This is a genomic window from Streptococcus infantis, assembly GCF_047464615.1.
GTDB lineage: Bacteria > Bacillota > Bacilli > Lactobacillales > Streptococcaceae > Streptococcus > Streptococcus infantis_Y.
The window spans coordinates 53984-73052 of sequence record NZ_JASHBO010000013.1 but is presented as its reverse complement, the minus strand read 5'-3'; the positions used below and the strand labels follow the sequence as shown (position 1 = coordinate 73052).

The window sequence follows — 19069 nt, the reverse complement described above, 5'->3', positions numbered from 1 at the left end:
ATGGTTTCTTATTCGGTTCGGTTACTGTTCCTGTACCTGGGACAGCTTTCTTAGGAAGATTGTCATTTGGTACTTTACCTGAACCGTCTTTACCGATTTCAACAGTGATTGGACCATTTTCACCTGGGATTTCTACCATAGTTTTTGGTGGGTATGTTGAGCCATCTGGTTTCTTCGGTGTTACTACTGCATCACCATTTGGTTGTTGAGTAATTTCAATTGTAGGAGTTTGAGTTGTTGGTGTCTTAGGATCTGTTCCATTTTTCTCTTCATCCTTGTCTGGAATTCCATCGTTGTCATCGTCTGGATCAGTCACATCTGGAATGCCGTCTCCATCTGTATCGCGTTGAATTTTAACTGGAACTTTGACTACAGTTTCTTCTGTGCCTTTTTTCAGTTTAACTGGAATCTCTACTGTGCGTTCTTCTTCTTTTGGTTCCCAATCTGTGACGGTTGGTGTTCCTACTAGATTTCCGCCGTTATCCACTGTTAAACCATTTACTGGTTTATCTGTTGTAATCGTTGTACCTGGTTTGTTTGGTGTTACTACCTTAGTATTTGCTGGGACAGGTGTTTTTTCTGGGACAGTTTTTCCTGTTACTGTTCCTGTTAACTTATCCGCTACTTTTGGATTTGCATCTTCTGTATCTGGAATTCCATCGTTATCATCGTCTGGATCCTTAACATCTGGAATACCGTCTCCATCTGTATCACGTTGAATTGTAACTGGAACATCCACTACAACTTCTTCGTCACCATTCTTAACTTTAACTGGGATTGTAACTTTACGTTCTTCTTCTTTTGGTTCCCATTTGTCTACTGTTGGTGTGCCTACTAGATTTCCACCTTCATCCACTGTTAAACCATTTACTGGATTATCTACTGTAATCGTTGTACCTGGTCTGTTTGGAGTTACTACGTTAGTATTTGCTGGTACAGGTGTTTTTTCTGGGACAGTTTTTCCTGTTGCTGTTCCTGCTAATTGATCCTGAACAGTGATTCTTATTGTTTTTGTTGATGGCGTATTGTTTTTATCGTACGCTGTAATTTTTACAGTATAGAATCCTGTTTTAGCGTTCGTAGTTCCTGTAATTTGCCCATTTTCATATTTTAATCCCTGTGGTAAATTGCTCACCTGTATTGGATTATTATCGCGCATTCCAACTCCACCTGGATTATCTACAGCTGTTACCGGAATTGGTGTGATTGGCTTGTTTTTAGTTACTGTTGCGTCATTTGCCGTAATTGTTGGTCCTGTTACGTCATTTACAGTAACTGGTACATTTACAGTATCACTTGATCCATCTGGATACGTAACTTTAACTACCGCATTACCTGCATCTCCTGCTGTTGCAGTTGAAGTTGGTTTACTTTCTACTGTTAATGTTCCAGGGCCATAATTTGTTACTTTTGCTTTTACTGCTTCATCTGTAATTTCTTGACCTTGGTTTACTGTTAGTGAATCGCCTGTTGGATTATATTTGTCAGCTTGATCCTGAACAGTGATTCTGATTGATTTAGTTGAATGATTATTGTTTTTATCGTAGGCTGTGATTTTTACAGTATAGTACCCTGTTTTAGCATTCGTAGTACCTGTAATTTGCCCATTTTCATATTTTAATCCTTGTGGTAAATTGCTTACCTCGATTGGATTATTATCACGCATTCCAACTCCGCCTCTGTTATCTTCAGCTGTTACAGGGATTGGAGTAATTGGTTCGTTTTTAGTTACAGTTGTATCATTGGCTGTGATTGTTGGTGCAATAGTATCACGTGGTGTTACCTTAGCTGGTGTTGTTACATCAGGAACTTCAACAGTTGGTTGACCTGGTTCTGTAATCTTACCTGTACCTGGGACATCTTTCTTAGGAAGTTTGTCATTTGGTACTTTACCTGAACCATTGTCACCGATTTCAACAGGGATTGTTGTTCCATTTTCTCCTGGGATTTCTACCGTAGTTTTTGGTGGGTATGTTGAGCCATCTGGTTTCTTCGGTGTTACTGTAACGTCACCTGTATTAGGATCTTGATTCAACTCTAATGTTGGTGTAATAGATTGCGTAACCTTGACAGTTGATGTAAACTCCGCACTTTGTCCAACGTTATTGACAGACATGACTTTTACATGATAACCCGTGTCGCTAGGATCAGAAGCAACACGACCTGTGATAATGAGCTTGTGCTCATAGTCACTCACTTTTTGAACTTCAACTTTTTGATTATCAAGTTTCAACTCGTTACCCACTAACTTGATAGAATCAGCTGTATTATAACCTAGTTTTGGATCACCAAGTGAAAATCCTGCCAAATTATCTTTAGTTGTGAATTCGAGACGGATTTCCTTACCTTTTTCGATAGTTTGATCAGCCCCCGTCACCTTAGGAGATGGCAAACCATACCATTGCATATCATTTCGGTGGGTGTTGAACTCATAGGAGCGCATCCCTGCTGCATAAAAGAGCGGAGTCCCCTCAGCAGCCTTGGTTTTGAAACGAAAGATATAGTTTGATGTACTTTCCTTAATTTTACTACGATAATCGATTTCAAAATGGTAGACTTTTTGCGTATGCTGGATCAACCAATCCTTCAAATAGTCTGATAACAGAACATCCTTATCCGTAGTCGTACGAGCACCACCTGTACGATGCCAGTATGGTGTATTAGGATTTGCCATAATTTCTTCTAATGTGTTAACAACTCCATCGCTACCACTCCAGAAACCACCGTTCGTCTTTTTGCCATCAGCAGTCTCGATATATCCACCAGGGGTACCAATGTTAATAACCTTAGACGTAGCGGCAAGCTGTTGTTGAAAGATTTGTTGTAAGGTTCGTGATATTTTTCTTCTTCCTTGAGTATCAATACGTACTTTATTAGGATCACCAGCCCAGTAACTAGCAAATGATGCCGAACCGTCGTTTACCAAGTCATGACCAGTTGGAATGGTAAACCAAGCATGAGCATTTTTGTGGCCTTCAGGATCATGGTCAAACTCAATGACCCAATCGTAGATATCTCCGTTTTTAGTGACATCAACCTTAACGACATTCTTGACATCACTAACTTTTTGGTTATCAGCAGTATTTTGGTTACGGTCTCTAAAGAGCATGGTACCAGGTGGGTAACCTGAGCCATCTCCTTCCTTTGTGAAGTAGAGTCCAACAGCATTGTCATAGGTTGCCCCTTCATCAGCCCGAAGCGTTGTCCCAACTGGGATAGCTGCGCCATTACGGACGTCATTATGCCCAGAAGTCAAACGATTACGTGCAATCATAACAGAGCTTTCGTTACGTTTGATGACACGATTCATATCCTCAACATCACGAAGGCTAACTTCTACACCACCAAATGCAGACTTGGCTACAGCAACTTGAGCAATAGCTTTTTCCAAGATTTCACGTGTCAAGTCATTCTCAGGTGTTTGGGCGATAGCCTGTTCCAAACGATCAATAGATACTTTGAGACTAGCTTTAGCTTTTTCCAGTTGCTCAGCATTAGTATTTTCTGAAGTTTCCTCAGACTTAGCTGAAATTTCTGGAGTTGGCTTCACTACTTCTGGCTTGATTTCCGGAGTTGCTTCCTGTGTACTTTCACCATTTTTATCTTCTTTGCCTTGAGATACTTCCACTGCTCGTAACTGTTCCAAAGTATTGGTCAAGCGAGCTACTAAAGCGTCCACTTCTTCTTGACTCACTTTTGAATCAGCGAGAGTCTGTTCAGCCTTAACAAGTTCTTCCTTAGCTGCAACCAAAAGATCTGTATTAGCAGCTTCCTTGACGTGGAGCTGGTCTTTGATCTGTGCCACAAGCTGACTTGCAGTAGCTGTATCCACTTTTACAGAACTAGCAGGCTCTTCCTTATCCTGCGATGCTAGCGGACTCGTTCCTTGAATTGAAGCCCCTACATGAGGTTGATCAACAGGTGTCACGCTATCCGCACTAACGACGCGTGCACCTAAAAACATCAGTGCTGCAACAGCAACTGAAGCCGCACCGAAGCTATACTTACGAATAGAGAAGCGTAAGACTTTTTCCTGTTGTCGACGCTTTACTCTACTTAGTGAATTTGATTTTTTTTCCATTGTTCCTCCTTATATTAAAGACAAAATCAAATTGAGAAGCAGTATTCCCTCTGGGGAATAATACAATAAAAATTACTCTTATGAGCAATTTTTACACATTACAGCTATTACAGCTATTACAGCTATTACAGCTATTACAGCTATTACAGCTATTACAGCTATTACAGCTATTACAGCTATTACAGCTATTACAGCTATTACAGCTATTACAGCTCGATTATATCATTTTCAATTCATTTAAGCAATCATAAAGCCATTTAATCTCTTAAATAAAGCGCAAACATATTCGAATATTTATAAGATGTTTATATATTTTGTTTAAATGAAACAGAAATTTTCCTCTTTCTGATAACATTCTCTATATATAGTAGATTGGCAAGTGTACTAATCGCTCACCGATTGAGAACTTTTGGGAACATTTTAAAACTGAGCACTAGGATTAAAGACATACAATATTTTGAGAGGGGGGGTGGTACCAATACTGATGTCTCCCTTTTTCAAAAATAAAACAACGACCTTGTACTTCTTCAAATGAGGAACAAGGTCGTTTCTTAATCTTTTATTTCATCGTTCACTTAACAGTGAGTAGTTCAAACTTTAACGAAATGCTTATTTTAGTCTTCTTTTTTCTTTCCAAACGCAAGTCCAAGGCTACTTAGCATACCAAGGAGTCCTAAAGATGCAAGAGTCATACTTGACTCTGTTCCAAGTCTTGGCAATACATTTTGAGAATCATTTGACTTAGATTCCTTATCAATAGTAGTTGTAATGGATCCGTGATTAACATTCGGAGTAACTGCATCTGGAGTTGGAGTTGTTGGTGAAGGTGTATCTTGACCAGAACCTCCATTAGTAGCAGGTGTGACTGGAGTAACTGGAATTGTATTTGGATTTGTATTTCCACTTACTTTTCTGAAAATGTGAGTAATTACTGGTTCATTTTCATCAATCACAGTTCGTACAAATTCATATACTGGAATTGATCCATGTTCAGCATCCTTTTCATTACCTGTCTTAACGGATGGTTTCAATACATTTCCGTCTTCATCAATCCATCGAACCTCAATCATTAGCTCTGGCAATGCAATTGAACCCGATAATGCATCGTTTTCAAAAGTTGTTACCTTAGGAACTTCCACAGATGATTTACCTGGTTCAGTAATCTTACCTGTACCTGTTTTTTCTACGTTTGGTAGATCACTGTTTGGTACTTTACCTTTACCATCTTCATCGATTGTAACGACGATTGGATTACCATCTTTACCTGAGATTTCTACCTTAGTTCCTGGTGGATATGTTGACCCATCTGGCTTCTTCGGTGTCACTGTAACATCACCTGTCTTAGAATCTTGTTCTAACTCTACTGTTGGTGCTTTCATTTTCCCATAAGTTCGAACTGTTGTTGGAGTTACCTTACCTGTTTTTGAATCAACTTCATAGGTAGTGGTATCAATCACATCACGACCTTCAGAATCTTTAGATTGTTCAACATTAGTTTTAGCTCCTACTTTAACGATTGTCTTACCTGCTGGGGTGACTACTGGGTTACCGACGTGTTCTGTGATATGACCGTCATTTGAATCTACATCGTAAGTGGTTGTAGTAACTATTTTACCTTTAGCTCCTTCAACGCGGTCATCAGGTGTGCCAACTTCTCGTTCACCATCTCTAACATACTCAACTTCAGGTTCAATTGATGCTTCTACTACTTTGTCCTTCGCTGCGACTTTGACAATTGTTTCTGTTGGATTCACTACTACTGGTTTTCCTACTGTTTCTGTAATAGCACCTGTAGTAGGAGCAACACTATATGTTGTTGTGATAGTGCTTGAACCTGCTTGGCCTGCTTCTTCCACATTTGGTTGATCTTTTTCGCGCGTATCATCTTTTACATATTTCTTAGGTGATGGGATTTCTGTTTTTTCTACTTTATCCTTCGCTGCGACTTTGACAATAGTATTCGTTGGTTCTTTCGTACGAACTGGTTGACCTTCACTTGCTGTAATCTTTCCAGTATTAGGATCCACAGTGTAAATGGTTGTGATAGTGTCTTCACCATCTTCACCTTTAACAGTAGTTGGGGCTGTACCTTTTTCTTTCGTATCATCTTTTTCATAGACAACAGGTGATGGTACTACTCTCTTCTCAACCGTTGGTGCTTTCGTTTTCCCATAAGTTCGAACGGTTGTTGGAGTTACCTTACCTGTTTTTGGATCAACTGTATAGGTGGTGGTATCAATCACATCGCGACCTTCAGAATCTTTAGATTGTTCAACCTTAGTTTTAGCTCCTACTTTAACGATTGTCTTACCTGCTGGGGTGACGACTGGGTTACCAACGTGTTCTGTGATATGACCGTCGTTTGAATCTACATCGTAAGTGGTTGTAGTAACTATTTTACCTTTAGCTCCTTCAATACGTTCATTAGGTGTGTCAACATCTCGTTCACCATCTCTAACATACTCAACTTCAGGTTCAATCGGTGTTTCTACTACTTTGTCCTTCGCTGCGACCTTGACAATTGTTTCTGTTGGATTTACTACTACTGGTTCTCCTACTCTTTCTGTAATAGCACCTGTAGTAGGATCAACACTATATGTTGTTGTGATAGTGCTTGAACCTGCTTGGCCTGCTTCTTCTACATTGTCTTGGCCTTTATCGCGTGTATCATCTTTCACATATTTCTTAGGTGATGGGAGTTCTGTTGTTTCTACTTTATCCTTCGCTGGAACTTTGACAATAGTATTAGTGGGTTCTTTCGTACGAACGGGTTGACCTTCACTTGCTGTAATCTTTCCAGTATTAGGATCCACAGTGTAAATGGTTGTGATAGTGTCTTCACCATCTTCACCTTTAACAGTAGTTGGGGCTGTACCTTTTTCTTTCGTATCATCTTTTTCATAAACGACTGGGGATGGCACTACTTTCTTTTCGACTGTCGGTTCTTTCGTTGTTCCATAAGTTCGAACTGTTGTTGGAGTTACCTTACCTGTTTTTGGATCAACTTCATAGGTAGTGGTATCAATCACATCACGACCTTCAGAATCTTTAGATTGTTCAACCTTAGTTTTCGCACCAACTTTAACAATTGTCTTACCTGCTGGGCTGACGACTGGGTTGCCAACGTGTTCTGTGATATGACCGTCGTTTGGATCTACATCGTAAGTGGTTGTAGTAACTGTTTTACCTTTAGCTCCTTCAACGCGTTCATTAGGTGTGGCAACTTCTCGTTCACCATCTCTAACATACTCAACTTCAGGTTCAATCGGGGTTTCTACGACTTTATCCTTCGCGGCAACTTTGACAATAGTATTCGTTGGTTCTTTCGTACGAACTGGTTGACCTTCACTTGCTGTAATCTTTCCAGTATTAGGATCCACAGTGTAAATGGTTGTGATAGTGTCTTCACCATCTTCACCTTTAACAGTAGTTGGAGCTGTACCTTTTTCTTTCGTATCATCTTTTTCATAGACAACAGATGATGGTACTACTCTCTTCTCAACTGTTGGTTCTTTCGTTTTCCCATAAGTTCGCACGGTTGTTGGAGTTACCTTACCTGTTTTTGGATCAACTGCATAGGTAGTGGTATCAATCACATCGCGACCTTGGTCATCCCTGTTACGTTGAACCTTAGTTTTCGCACCAACTTTAACGATTGTCTTACCTGCTGGGGTGACGACTGGGATACCAACGTGTTCTGTGATATGACCATCGTTTGAATCTACATCGTAAGTAGTGGTAGTAACTGTTTTACCTTTAGTTCCTTCAACGCGTTCATTAGGTGTGGCAACTTCGCGTTCACCATCTCTAACATACTCAACTTCTGGTTCAATCGGGGTTTCTACTACTTTGTCCTTTGCTGCGACTTTGACAATTGTTGCTGTTGGATTTACTACTACTGGTTCTCCTACTGTTTCTGTAATAGTGCCTGTAGTAGGATCAACACTATATGTTGTTGTGGTAGTGCGTGAACCTGCTTGTCCTGCTTCTTCTACATTGTTTTGGCCTTTGTCGCGCGTATCATCTTTTACGTATTTCTTAGGTGATGGGAGTTCGGTTGTCTCCACTTTGTCCTTCGCTGCGACTTTGACAATTGTTGCTGTTGGATTTACTACTACTGGTTCTCCTACTCTTTCTGTAATGGTTCCATCTGCTGGATTTACTTCGTAAGTAGTTGTTGTTGTACGTGAACCTGCTTGGCCTGCTTCTTCCACATTTGGTTGATCTTTGTCGCGTGTACCATCTTTCACATATTTCTTAGGTGATGGGAGTTCAGTTGTCTCCACTTTATCCTTCGCGGCAACTTTGACAATAGTATTCGTTGGTGCTTTCGTACGAACTGGTTTACCTTCACTTACTATAATCTTTCCAGTATTAGTGTCCACAGTGTAAGTTGTTGTGATAGTGTCTTCACCATCTTCACCTTTAACAGTAGTTGGGGCTGTACCTTTTTCTTTCGTACCATCTTTTTCATAAACTACTGGAGACGGTACTACTCTCTTCTCAACTGTTGGTTCTTTTGTTGTTCCATATGTTCGAACAGTTGTTGGAGTTACCTTACCTGTTTTTGAATCAACTTCATAGGTAGTGGTATCAATCACATCACGACCTTCAGAATCTTTAGATTGTTCAACCTTAGTTTTAGCTCCTACTTTAACAATTGTCTTACCTGCTGGGGTGACTACTGGATTGCCAACGTGTTCTGTGATATGACCGTCGTTTGAATCTACATCGTAAGTGGTTGTTGTAACTGTTTTACCTTTAGCTCCTTCAACGCGTTCATTAGGTGTGTCAACTTCTCGTTCACCATCCCTAACATACTCAACTCCTGGTTCAATCGGTGTTTCTACTACTTTGTCCTTCGCTGCGACTTTGACAATTGTTTCTGTTGGATTCACTACTACTGGTTTTCCTACTCTTTCTGTAATAGTGCCTGTAGTAGGATCAACACTATATGTTGTTGTGGTAGTGCGTGAACCTGCTTGTCCTGCTTCTTCTACATTGTTTTGGCCTTTGTCGCGCGTATCATCTTTTACATATTTCTTAGGTGATGGGATTTCGGTTGTTTCTACTTTATCCTTCGCTGCGACTTTAACAATAGTATTAGTTGGTTCTTTCGTACGAACGGGTTGACCTTCATTTGCTGTAATCTTTCCAGTATTAGGATCCACAGTGTAAATGGTTGTGATAGTGTCTTCACCATCTTCACCTTTAACAGTAGTTGGGGCTGTACCTTTTTCTTTCGTATCATCTTTTTCATAGACAACAGGTGATGATACTACTCTCTTCTCAACCATTGGTGCTTTCGTTTTCCCATAAGTTCGAACTGTTGTTGGAGTTACCTTACCTGTTTTTGGATCAACTTCATAGGTAGTGGTATCAATCACATCACGACCTTCAGAATCTTTAGATTGTTCAACCTTAGTTTTCGCACCAACTTTAACGATTGTCTTACCTGCTGGGCTGACGACTGGGGTACCAACGTGTTCTGTGATATGACCGTCGTTTGAATCTACATCGTAAGTGGTTGTTGTAACTGTTTTACCTTTAGCTCCTTCAACGCGTTCATTAGGTGTGCCAACTTCTCGTTCACTATCTCTAATATACTCAACTTCTGGTTCAATCGGTGTTTCTACTACTTTGTCCTTCGCTGCGACTTTAACAATAGTATTCGTTGGTTCTTTCGTACGAACTGGTTTACCTTCACTTGCTGTAATCTTTCCAGTATTAGCGTCCACAGTGTAAGTTGTTGTGATAGTGTCTTCACCATCTTCACCTTTAACAGTAGTTGGGGCTGTACCTTTTTCTTTCGTACCATCTTTTTCATAAACTACTGGGGATGGTACTACTTTCTTCTCGACTGTCGGTTCTTTCGTTTTCCCATAAGTTCGCACGGTTGTGGGAGTTACCTTACCTGTTTTTGGATTAACTTCATAGGTAGTGGTATCAATTACATCGCGACCTTCAGAATCTTTAGATTGTTCAACCTTAGTTTTAGCTCCTACTTTAACGATTGTCTTACCTGCTGGGGTGACGACTGGGGTACCAACGTGTTCTGTTATATGACCGTCCTTTGAATCTACATCGTAAGTGGTTGTAGTAACTGTTTTACCTTTTTTACCCTCAATACGCTGATATGGTGTACCGAAGTTTTTTTCAACATCTTTAACATACTCAACTTCAGGTTCAATTGGCGTTTCTACTACTTTGTCCTTCGCTCCCACTTTTACAACTCTAGCTATTGTTAGAGTTACGACTTCTGGTTTGCCTTTTGATGGAGTTAGGGTTCCATTTACTGGATTTACGCTATATGTTGTGGTGACTTTAGTTTGTCCTGCTTTCCCTGGAAATTGAACGGTAACAGTACCTTTTGGTCTGTTCTCATCTTTTAAATAAACTGGTTTGGGTTCAACTGAATTATACTCAACTATATCCTTCGCGCCACCTCTATTGACTACTTCTGCCTTCTCAGCCGAAGTAAGACTGCCAGTTTTTGAGTTTACTGTGTAGCTCGTTGTCTTCTTAACAACATCGGCTCCTTTTTTAATGTATTCTACTTCATCCTTGGCTGCGACTTTGACAACTGTTTCTGTTGCCGGTTGCTTAACTACTGGCTGTCCTACATGTTCAATAAGATCTCCAGTGTTAGGATTTACACTATAAGTTGTTGTTACCGTCTGTTCTCCAGTTTTACCAGGTACTTCAATATTAGCTTGTCCTTTTTCGCGTGTATCATCTTTCACGTATTTCTTAGGTGATGGGATTGCTGTTGTTTCTACTTTGTCCTTCGCACCATCTTTCTTGAACATTTCATCAAGTGTATTTTTAGTAATGTTTCCTGTATCAGGATCTTTCATACTAACAGTTGTTGACTTAATGATGTCATCTCCATGTTTACTATATACAGCAGTTTCTCCAACTTTTTCTAGAGACTTAGCTGTAGTAATCTTAGGATTTTGAAAACCTATCCCATCCAAGGAAATTCGTTTTCCAGAAATAAACTCTGGTCGTCTATTAATCATATCGGCTTCAAAATAAGAACGGGAACTATGACCTCCTTTTGTATTCCCAACATTTATGACAACATCACTATCATTACTGACACTTTTTCCTATAGTAGAATCATTATTAACTATATAATGTGTCATTTTCCCAGACTTAGCTATTTTTTTACTATCTAAACCTTTTTGCCAAAACGCAGATGATGAGAGAAGACCTGTCCTTACTTTGGGAGCATTAAATGTCGTCCCTTTTTTTAATATATTTTCATAAAAGTTTTTATAATCTAATTTTTCTTTAGAAGACATAACCCTGCTATCAGAATATGCTAATTGGTAGGCCTCAACCATGGCACGCTGAACCAAATATCCTCCCAAAGAATGTCCAGTTAGATAAAGGTTGGTGATACTCTTATCCTTAGCTAATTCACGCATAATTGCTTCTGCTTCTTTCGCCTGTTTAGGGTCACTCCCTGTTCCAAGTATTCCATCAGCTACAATATCTTTCCCATCACTTGTTCCTCGAAACGCTAATACTTGAGCAGTCCCATTTGGTAAATATAAGAAATCGCTCTTGGTCTCAAATAAGACAGCATCAAGTCCACTGGATGTATGATAACTTTTCTTTCTTTCCCAATAAGGTCCCAATTCCCTATTCATCATCATATATTCATAGCGTGGTTTACTTTCCCCATTCTTTTTGTATAACTCTGACTCTCTTAAGGGGTTCTTATGATCCAGTACTCTGTCAATATACTTATCGTCACGGTAAGCCAATTCCATGAACATAATCATATCACGTTCACTTACATTCCATTTTAATTTTTCATCTGGCTTTTCGTTACTATCAATAATACCATCACCATCAGTATCATCTAAAAGTGGATGACTGTTATAGCCTACATACTTTTTCCCATTTTTTTCATATATATAAACTTCTTCTTTATCCTTCAAGTAATCATCATCTGTATAACCTTCTGGATTTAACTTGGGACCATTAACTAACAAACTATCAAGTTGATCCCCTTCTGAACCGATTATTCCTGCTTTGATTTTTTTAGCATCTTCCTCAGTCAATTCATATTTTTTAATCTCAGTAGGATTTGATGCTGCTCTAGCCTCTGGAGCACTTGATCTGTCTTCACCAGCCACCAAAGTAGTTGCCGTCGAATTGATATTTTCCTTACCACCAGAAGTATCTAGAACTGTCTCTTTTGTAGCTACTGTTGAAATCTCTTTAGCATCTATCTCAGAAGAAGCATTGTTTCGATGTTCTGAGATACTTTGAGCTTCTTCTTTGATCTCCACAGTCGGCAGAGAATTGTCAATTTCAGAATTAACTTCTATCCCTGTATTATTATCATTATTATTTTCCGTAGAAGCTAAGACTCCTTGAGTTGGAGCAAATAAGGAAACCCCTATTAGTACAGATGCCACTCCAACAGAAAACTTTCGAATCGAAAAACGTTGGCGTTTATTAAAGATATCTTTCATGTTATCCAATCCTTTTTAACAATTTTTCATATAAAACTTAGAAAACATTAACATTTTCTGTTAACAAAATCATACTTTTTATTTTCCTAAAATTTAGGAAGTTTACTCTACTTTAATACATCACATTAATACATCACATTTTAAATCCTTTCAATTTTTAAATAACTATTTGTTGTAATAGCTAAACCCAGTCACCCAGTTCATCAGGCATGTTATTTAGGTTACGGACAGAACCGCTAATTTTAGACTTCCAAACAACTCTGTAAAAAAGTACAAGGTTATCTTTTTCTATTTTATCATCTAGTTCCATTTTCTTATCCGTATAAAGATCAATAACCTGCTGTTAAAATTTTACTACATTATGGAAGAAATCAAAATATTGCACGCTCTATACTGCTATTATATCACAAAGAGTTCATTAAAGGAAAAAAATCACCATTCTTGATTTTCTAGAAAACCAGGAAATGGTGATTCTATGTTAATTTTCTTGAAGCTCGATGACAATTTCTTGACCATTTTCTTTTTCTTCCACAACTACTTTCTCTTCCAGTTGTGATTTAAAATGATTCAAGGTTTCTTTTGAAGCTTCAGTCGCTTGTTGAGCATGATATTTTGTTTTATCCAAGACAGTGTCCAGAGTAATTTCCCTAGATTCAATCTGATCTTTTGTTTTAAGAACAAATTCTTTGGTTTGTTCTTTGACATCCGTTAATTTTTCACAAACCTGCTCTTTAGCATACTCAGGATCTTCTTTTAGATCTTCTAAAAATTCTTGTGCTTGGCTTCTAACTTGTTTTCCTTTGTCACTAGTTAGAAACAAGGCAGCTGCAACACCTGAAACAGTTCCTAAAAGGATAGATGATAGTTTACCCATTAGCTTACTCCTTTTTTATTTTTTAAAAAATTTACTTGCAACACGAATAGCAGACAAACCTGCACCAGTTTTTATAGTTTTTGATCCAGCAGATGATGCCTTTTTACTCAAAACACGTGCTTGCTCATTTAGGTCAGAAACAGAAACAGAGAGGTCTGCAACTGCTGTAAAGAGGGGATCAATTGTAGCAACTTTGACATTGATATCATCAACAAGAACGTTGACCTTTGTAAGCAATTCATTTGTTTGATGAAGAGTTACATCTACATCTGATGTTAAAGTTTTAACAGTTTTTTCAGTTTCATCAATTACACGACCAACTTTTTGAAGGGTAATAATCAGATAAACTAAAAATACAACCAAGGCAATTGCCACAATAATATAAGCAACTTCTAACATTTTAATTCTCCTTTTTTACATTATAAAATGGTGCTTTTTTCCGATTTTGATAAAAGATGATATAAATACCAAGGCCAATCAATAGGGCAGACAACCATTGAGATACTCGAAGCCCAAAGAACATAAGACTATCTGTACGCATGCCCTCAATAATCATACGTCCAAATCCGTACCAAATTAGATAAAAGGCAGTGATATGACCACGACGGATACTCTTTAATCGGCGTCTAAAAATGACAATCAAGGCAAAACCGATCAGATTCCAGATAGACTCGTATAAGAAGGTTGGTTGGCGATATGAGCCATCAATATACATCTGATTCTTAATAAAACCAGGTAAATAGTCTAGATTGTCAACGACTGCTCCATAAGCTTCTTGGTTAAAGAAGTTTCCCCAACGCCCTAGACTCTGAGCAATCATGACGCTCGGAGCTGCAATATCTAAGAAATCCCAAGTATTGATTAATTTGCGGTCAGCAAAGATATAGAGTACAATCGCGCCAGTAATTAAACCACCATAAATCGCAAGACCACCATTCCAAATGGCAAAAATCTCTCCCGGATGTTGGCTATAGTAATCAAATCTAAAAATAACATAGTAGAGTCTAGCTCCAATGATTGACAAAGGAAAGGCAATTAAGATGAAGTCCAAAATATCATCAGATAAAATCTTCTTTTTAGGCGCTTCTTTACTGGCAAGATATACCGCTAAAACAAGACCTGAAACGATGCAGAGTGCATACCATCTAACAGCTAAAGGACCAATTTGAAAAGCGATTGGATCAATCATTTTTCACCTCGTTCTTTGCAATCAGATTTGTCAATCTTTCTTCAAATAGTCGAGTAGCATCAAAGCCCATTTCCTTAGCACGATAATTCATCGCTGCTGCTTCGATAACGACAGAAATATTACGTCCTGTTTTTACAGGAATGCGGATACGTGGAATAGCTACTCCAGAAATCTCCAATTCCTCAGCATTATTGCCTAGACGATCAAAAGTCTTTTGCGTGTCATAATTTTCTAGATAGACAGCTAACTGAACTTGTGAAGAATCCTTAACTGCACTGGCACCATAAAGACTCATCACATCTATAATACCAACACCACGAATCTCAAGTAAATGCTTCAAGATTTCAGCTGGTTCACCCCAGAGAGTCATTTCATCCTTAGCAAAGATATCTACACGGTCATCAGCCACCAAACGGTGTCCTCGTTTCACAAGTTCTAGACCTGTCTCACTCTTACCAATACCACTGTCGCCCTGAATGAGCACACCCATACCATAGATATCCATCAAGACACCATGTACACTTTCACGCTCAGCCAAACGAGAATCTAGGTAACTTGATAATTCTCCAGACAGACGACTTGTTGCTGTACGACTCGTTAAAATAACGATTTTACATTCTCTAGCGGCCTTTAGCATTTCCTCTGGAACTACTAAACCACGCGCAACAATAACTGCAGGTGTTTCTGGTTGAAACATCTTTTTCAAAACCTGGTAGCGGTTATGAGAAGACATACTAATCAGATAAGACCACTCTTTCATTCCCAATAACTGAATCCGCTCTGGAGTATAGTAGTCAAAATACCCCGTCATTTCAAGCCCTGGTCGCGTAATATCCGCAGTATTAATTTCCTTTTCAAGTAATTCAGGCTCACCATAGACAATGTCTAGTCTGAGCTTATCTATCACTTCTTTGACTAAAACCGACATAATTTTCTCCTTCAATCAAGTTCTTCCCTCTATTATATCAAATTGTAGTAGGAAGTTTCAGAATTTTGCAGGATTTATAGGATTTATTTAAAGCAAAAAAGACTAGACAAGTCTAGCCTTTCTTATTAATTAGAATTTTTTACGTTTACGAGCTGCTTCTGACTTACGTTTACGTTTTACAGAAGGTTTTTCATAGAATTCACGTTTGCGTGTTTCTTGAAGAGTACCAGCTTTAGTAACTGCACGTTTGAAACGACGAAGAGCATCGTCAAGAGATTCATTCTTACGCACTACTGTTTTAGACATTTTTTTCACTCCCTTCAAGTTCAAGATCTATTCTATTTTACACGGAATGAAGAAAATTGTCAAGAAAAAAATGAAATTCTCCCAAATCATTCCATTTAAAATTTACAAGATTTTACCATTATGTCTAGCCTAGCTCTTCACTTCTAAAGTTTGTTCTAAACGAACACTTAATTTTTTAATTTCTAACCCCATGTGGTCTAGGTACTCCCAATAATCTGACGGTAGATCAAAAATGGTATATAAGTCCTTGCTGCCAACGTGATCAACAAGATGTTTCAGTATTTGCTCTCGAATAAAATATAAATCCTTTACTTGACCTAAACTAATAGTTTCTAACTTTGCTAAATACTGACATAAAGCAGAAAGTGATGAACAGTCAAATTTGTCTTCTTCATGTAAAAAATACAAAAAATTTTGATTTTCAACCCTTATCATATTTGAAATATATTCAGACCAAAAAACCACCCAATCCATAGGATCGAATGGTCTTTAATGATTAAAATCTTATTTTTTTAACAAGCTGAGTGCTGCTGCATCTGCGATAATGGTCACATCTGGATGGTTTTGCAGGCTACTTGCCGGTAGACTTTCTGTCACAGGGCCTTCAACAGTCCCAGCGATAGCTTCTGCTTTTGATTCACCATAAGCAAAGAGAAGGATAGACTTAGCATCCAAAATGTTCTTAATCCCCATTGAAATAGCTTGTGTTGGAACATCTTCAATCTTATCAAAGAAACGTGCGTTAGCTTCGATAGTAGACTGGTCAAGCTCTACAAGATGTGTTTGGCTATCAAATGGAGTCCCTGGCTCGTTAAATCCAATGTGTCCATTACGACCAATTCCCAAGATTTGTAGGTCAACTGGATGGTCAGCCAAAATTTGATTGTAGCGTTCTACTTCTTCTTCAGCATGGTCTTTATCGCCACGTGGCAAGAAGCTTTCTTTAAATGGTTTTTGATTGAAAAGATTTTCTTGCATGAAGTAACGGTATGATTGAGGATTGTCTCCATCAAGACCTACGTACTCATCCAAGTTCACACTTGTAAGATTTGAAAAATCAAGATCGCTCTCAACGATTCGTTGGTAAAACTCCAGAGGGCTACTTCCTGTTGCAAGTCCCAATGTTTGTGCACCGTTTTCCAATTTTTCTTTTAAGATATCAAAAGCAACTTTTCCACCTTCAATTGGATTTTCTACTTGAATAACTTTCATAATTTTGTCCTCCATATTCTTTATTTTATTATATGGTATAGACCAATTTTTGTCAAGTGAAAACGATTTATTTTTGTTGAAAATATGACAGTAGCCTCAAAATAACTACTGTCTTGTCTCATTTGATTCTTAAAACCTTGATAGACTTGACAAATAGTAGGAAAGAGCCAAAAAAAGCTCGATAATATTTGTAATAGGCAAAATCCTATAGATATTATGGAGCTTTTTATTGTATCGAATTGTCAAATGAAGAGCAGATAGTAGATTGCATACAGAATAGTGCACTGTGACTTCTAAAACATTGCTAGAAATTGATTTGACTTCCTTAATCAATTTATCCAGATTTTAATACTTTCAAGGTCTATTATTTAGTATATCTTCCGACAGGTGAATGGTATCATCAACTAACATGAGATCGCTAGTATTGAGAGAATTTTTTTAATAATATTAACAACATATTTATTTTACCAAAAATATTAATCATAAAAAATCTTGTTCATCTATACTAAACCTAGAAAATATATTTTTTTAAAGTATTTGATAAAGCTTGATAACCAGCGACACTGAGGTGAAGACCATCCGTTGTATAGTCTGCCTTGAGTTGCCCTTCCTGATCGAGTAAGTTCTCAAAAACAGGCACAAATTCAACCTGCATATAGGCAGAGGCAAGGTCTTGATAGGCTTGGTTCCAGGCATTGATTTTCTCATTGGTACGAATATAAACTGTCTGTTTGTATTCTTCCCCTTGATGAACTGGCAGAATAGAAACTAGCTTTATCTGTGACAGTGGATAGTCGCGAGAAATGGTTTGAATCACACTTTCAAGATTGTTTAGCGCTTCATTTATTGGAACATCTTTTCCAATGTCATTTGTCCCAATCAAAAGCACAATTTGATCCACTGCATCGCCATAGAGATGAGCATCAAGATTTTCTCGTAAAAGTCCCGTCTGGTAGCCTCGAATCCCTCGGTTCACAATGGTCTTTGTTGTCCCTAGCAATTCCTGCAAGGGATAATACTCAATAATAGAATCACCAATAAAAATGATATTAGGTTCAATTACAGAAATCCGATTGAGTTCACGATACTTGGTTTGGATTTTCTCTTGCTCTTTTAAGAGCCAGTTTTCTAATAGTTGTACTGCCAAGTTATTCTCCTTCTTCTAGCCAATTTTCTAAAACTTGGTAAACACCCGCCTGACTGTTGGCTGGGGCTACTTTTGTCGCAACTTCCTTAACAGACTCCTCAGCATTTTCCATGGCGTAAGAAATTCCTGCCAACTCTAACATTTCGATGTCATTTTCACTATCACCAAAGGCCATGATTTGGTCAGGTTTTAAGTTCCAACGTTTGAGCAATTCTTCTAGGCCCCACGCCTTATGAATGCCATCCTGTAAGATATCAATACAGCCATATCCACTAGAAACAGCTCGCACATGACCGTCAAACAAGTCATTGATTTCTTGTAAAACAGAATTTAATCGTTCTTCTCCAACAACCATACTCATCTTGAGAACACCACCAAAGAGACTGGAGTCAAATTCATCAACAAAGTGCATTCGTTGATAGAATTTCTCTATCATCTCCGGAGTCATAAATTTATCAAGTTCTGTAAAAACAGTGCCTTCCTTGACAAATCCACCATTCATACCTGTTACAACAAACTGATCCTGGCACTCTCTACCTTTAAAATGGCCCAAAGCCCTATCAACCATAGTATCATCCCAAGTCTGAGCTTGAATCAATTGATCATTTTCGAATATACGAGCACCATTAGCAACCACGAGAACTACTCTCTCTGCTAAATGCTCCAATAATTGTCGCATACGATGAACTTCATTTCCCGTTGCAATGACAAAACGAACGCCACGTTGATCTAGCTGATCTAGAATTTTCTCTAGACGAGGTAGGTCCAGTTGTCCTTGAGGATCCAACAAAGTACCATCCATATCTGTCGCTATTATCTTAATTTCCATCTTGCTCCTCT

Annotated in this window: 11 protein-coding genes; all 11 read right to left on the bottom strand. The window is 38.4% G+C overall.

Annotation, left to right across the window (positions count from 1 at the left end):
• Positions 1–4081 (bottom strand): Rib/alpha-like domain-containing protein (locus QM450_RS08460; RefSeq protein WP_414320285.1); only part of this gene is annotated, 4081 nt, incomplete at its 3' end.
• A 614-nt stretch (positions 4082–4695) separates the two neighbouring features.
• On the bottom strand, positions 4696–12573 hold the full coding sequence (locus QM450_RS08455) for a YSIRK-type signal peptide-containing protein (protein ID WP_414320284.1): 7878 nt from the start codon (positions 12571–12573) through the stop codon (positions 4696–4698).
• 478 nt (positions 12574–13051) lie between these two features.
• On the bottom strand, positions 13052–13447 hold the full coding sequence (locus QM450_RS08450) for a YtxH domain-containing protein (protein WP_414320283.1): 396 nt from the start codon (positions 13445–13447) through the stop codon (positions 13052–13054).
• 15 nt (positions 13448–13462) lie between these two features.
• Positions 13463–13846, bottom strand: a complete 384-nt coding sequence (locus QM450_RS08445) for a DUF948 domain-containing protein (RefSeq protein ID WP_000895021.1) — start codon at positions 13844–13846, stop codon at positions 13463–13465.
• Between the two features lies 1 nt (position 13847).
• Positions 13848–14636, bottom strand: a complete 789-nt coding sequence (gene lgt / locus QM450_RS08440; protein WP_414320282.1) for a prolipoprotein diacylglyceryl transferase — start codon at positions 14634–14636, stop codon at positions 13848–13850.
• Positions 14629–15564 (bottom strand): HPr(Ser) kinase/phosphatase, encoded by a 936-nt coding sequence (gene hprK / locus QM450_RS08435; protein WP_414320281.1) that lies wholly within the window; start codon positions 15562–15564, stop codon positions 14629–14631. The genes lgt and hprK overlap by 8 nt, the downstream gene beginning before the upstream one ends.
• A gap of 129 nt (positions 15565–15693) precedes the next feature.
• Complete coding sequence (gene rpsU, locus QM450_RS08430) at positions 15694–15870, bottom strand: 30S ribosomal protein S21 (protein WP_000048054.1); 177 nt, start codon at positions 15868–15870, stop codon at positions 15694–15696.
• A 129-nt stretch (positions 15871–15999) separates the two neighbouring features.
• On the bottom strand, positions 16000–16344 hold the full coding sequence (locus QM450_RS08425; protein WP_414320280.1) for a hypothetical protein: 345 nt from the start codon (positions 16342–16344) through the stop codon (positions 16000–16002).
• Positions 16345–16374: 30 nt separating this feature from the next.
• Positions 16375–17082 carry a glucosamine-6-phosphate deaminase gene (locus QM450_RS08420; RefSeq protein ID WP_414320279.1) on the bottom strand — a complete coding sequence of 236 codons (708 nt, stop codon included), beginning with the start codon at positions 17080–17082 and terminating at the stop codon, positions 16375–16377.
• A gap of 511 nt (positions 17083–17593) precedes the next feature.
• Positions 17594–18229: an SGNH/GDSL hydrolase family protein gene (locus QM450_RS08415; protein ID WP_414320278.1), complete on the bottom strand. Its 636-nt coding sequence runs from the start codon at positions 18227–18229 to the stop codon at positions 17594–17596.
• A gap of 1 nt (position 18230) precedes the next feature.
• Positions 18231–19058: an HAD family hydrolase gene (locus tag QM450_RS08410; RefSeq protein ID WP_414320277.1), complete on the bottom strand. Its 828-nt coding sequence runs from the start codon at positions 19056–19058 to the stop codon at positions 18231–18233.
• Between the last annotated feature and the right edge of the window lie 11 nt (positions 19059–19069).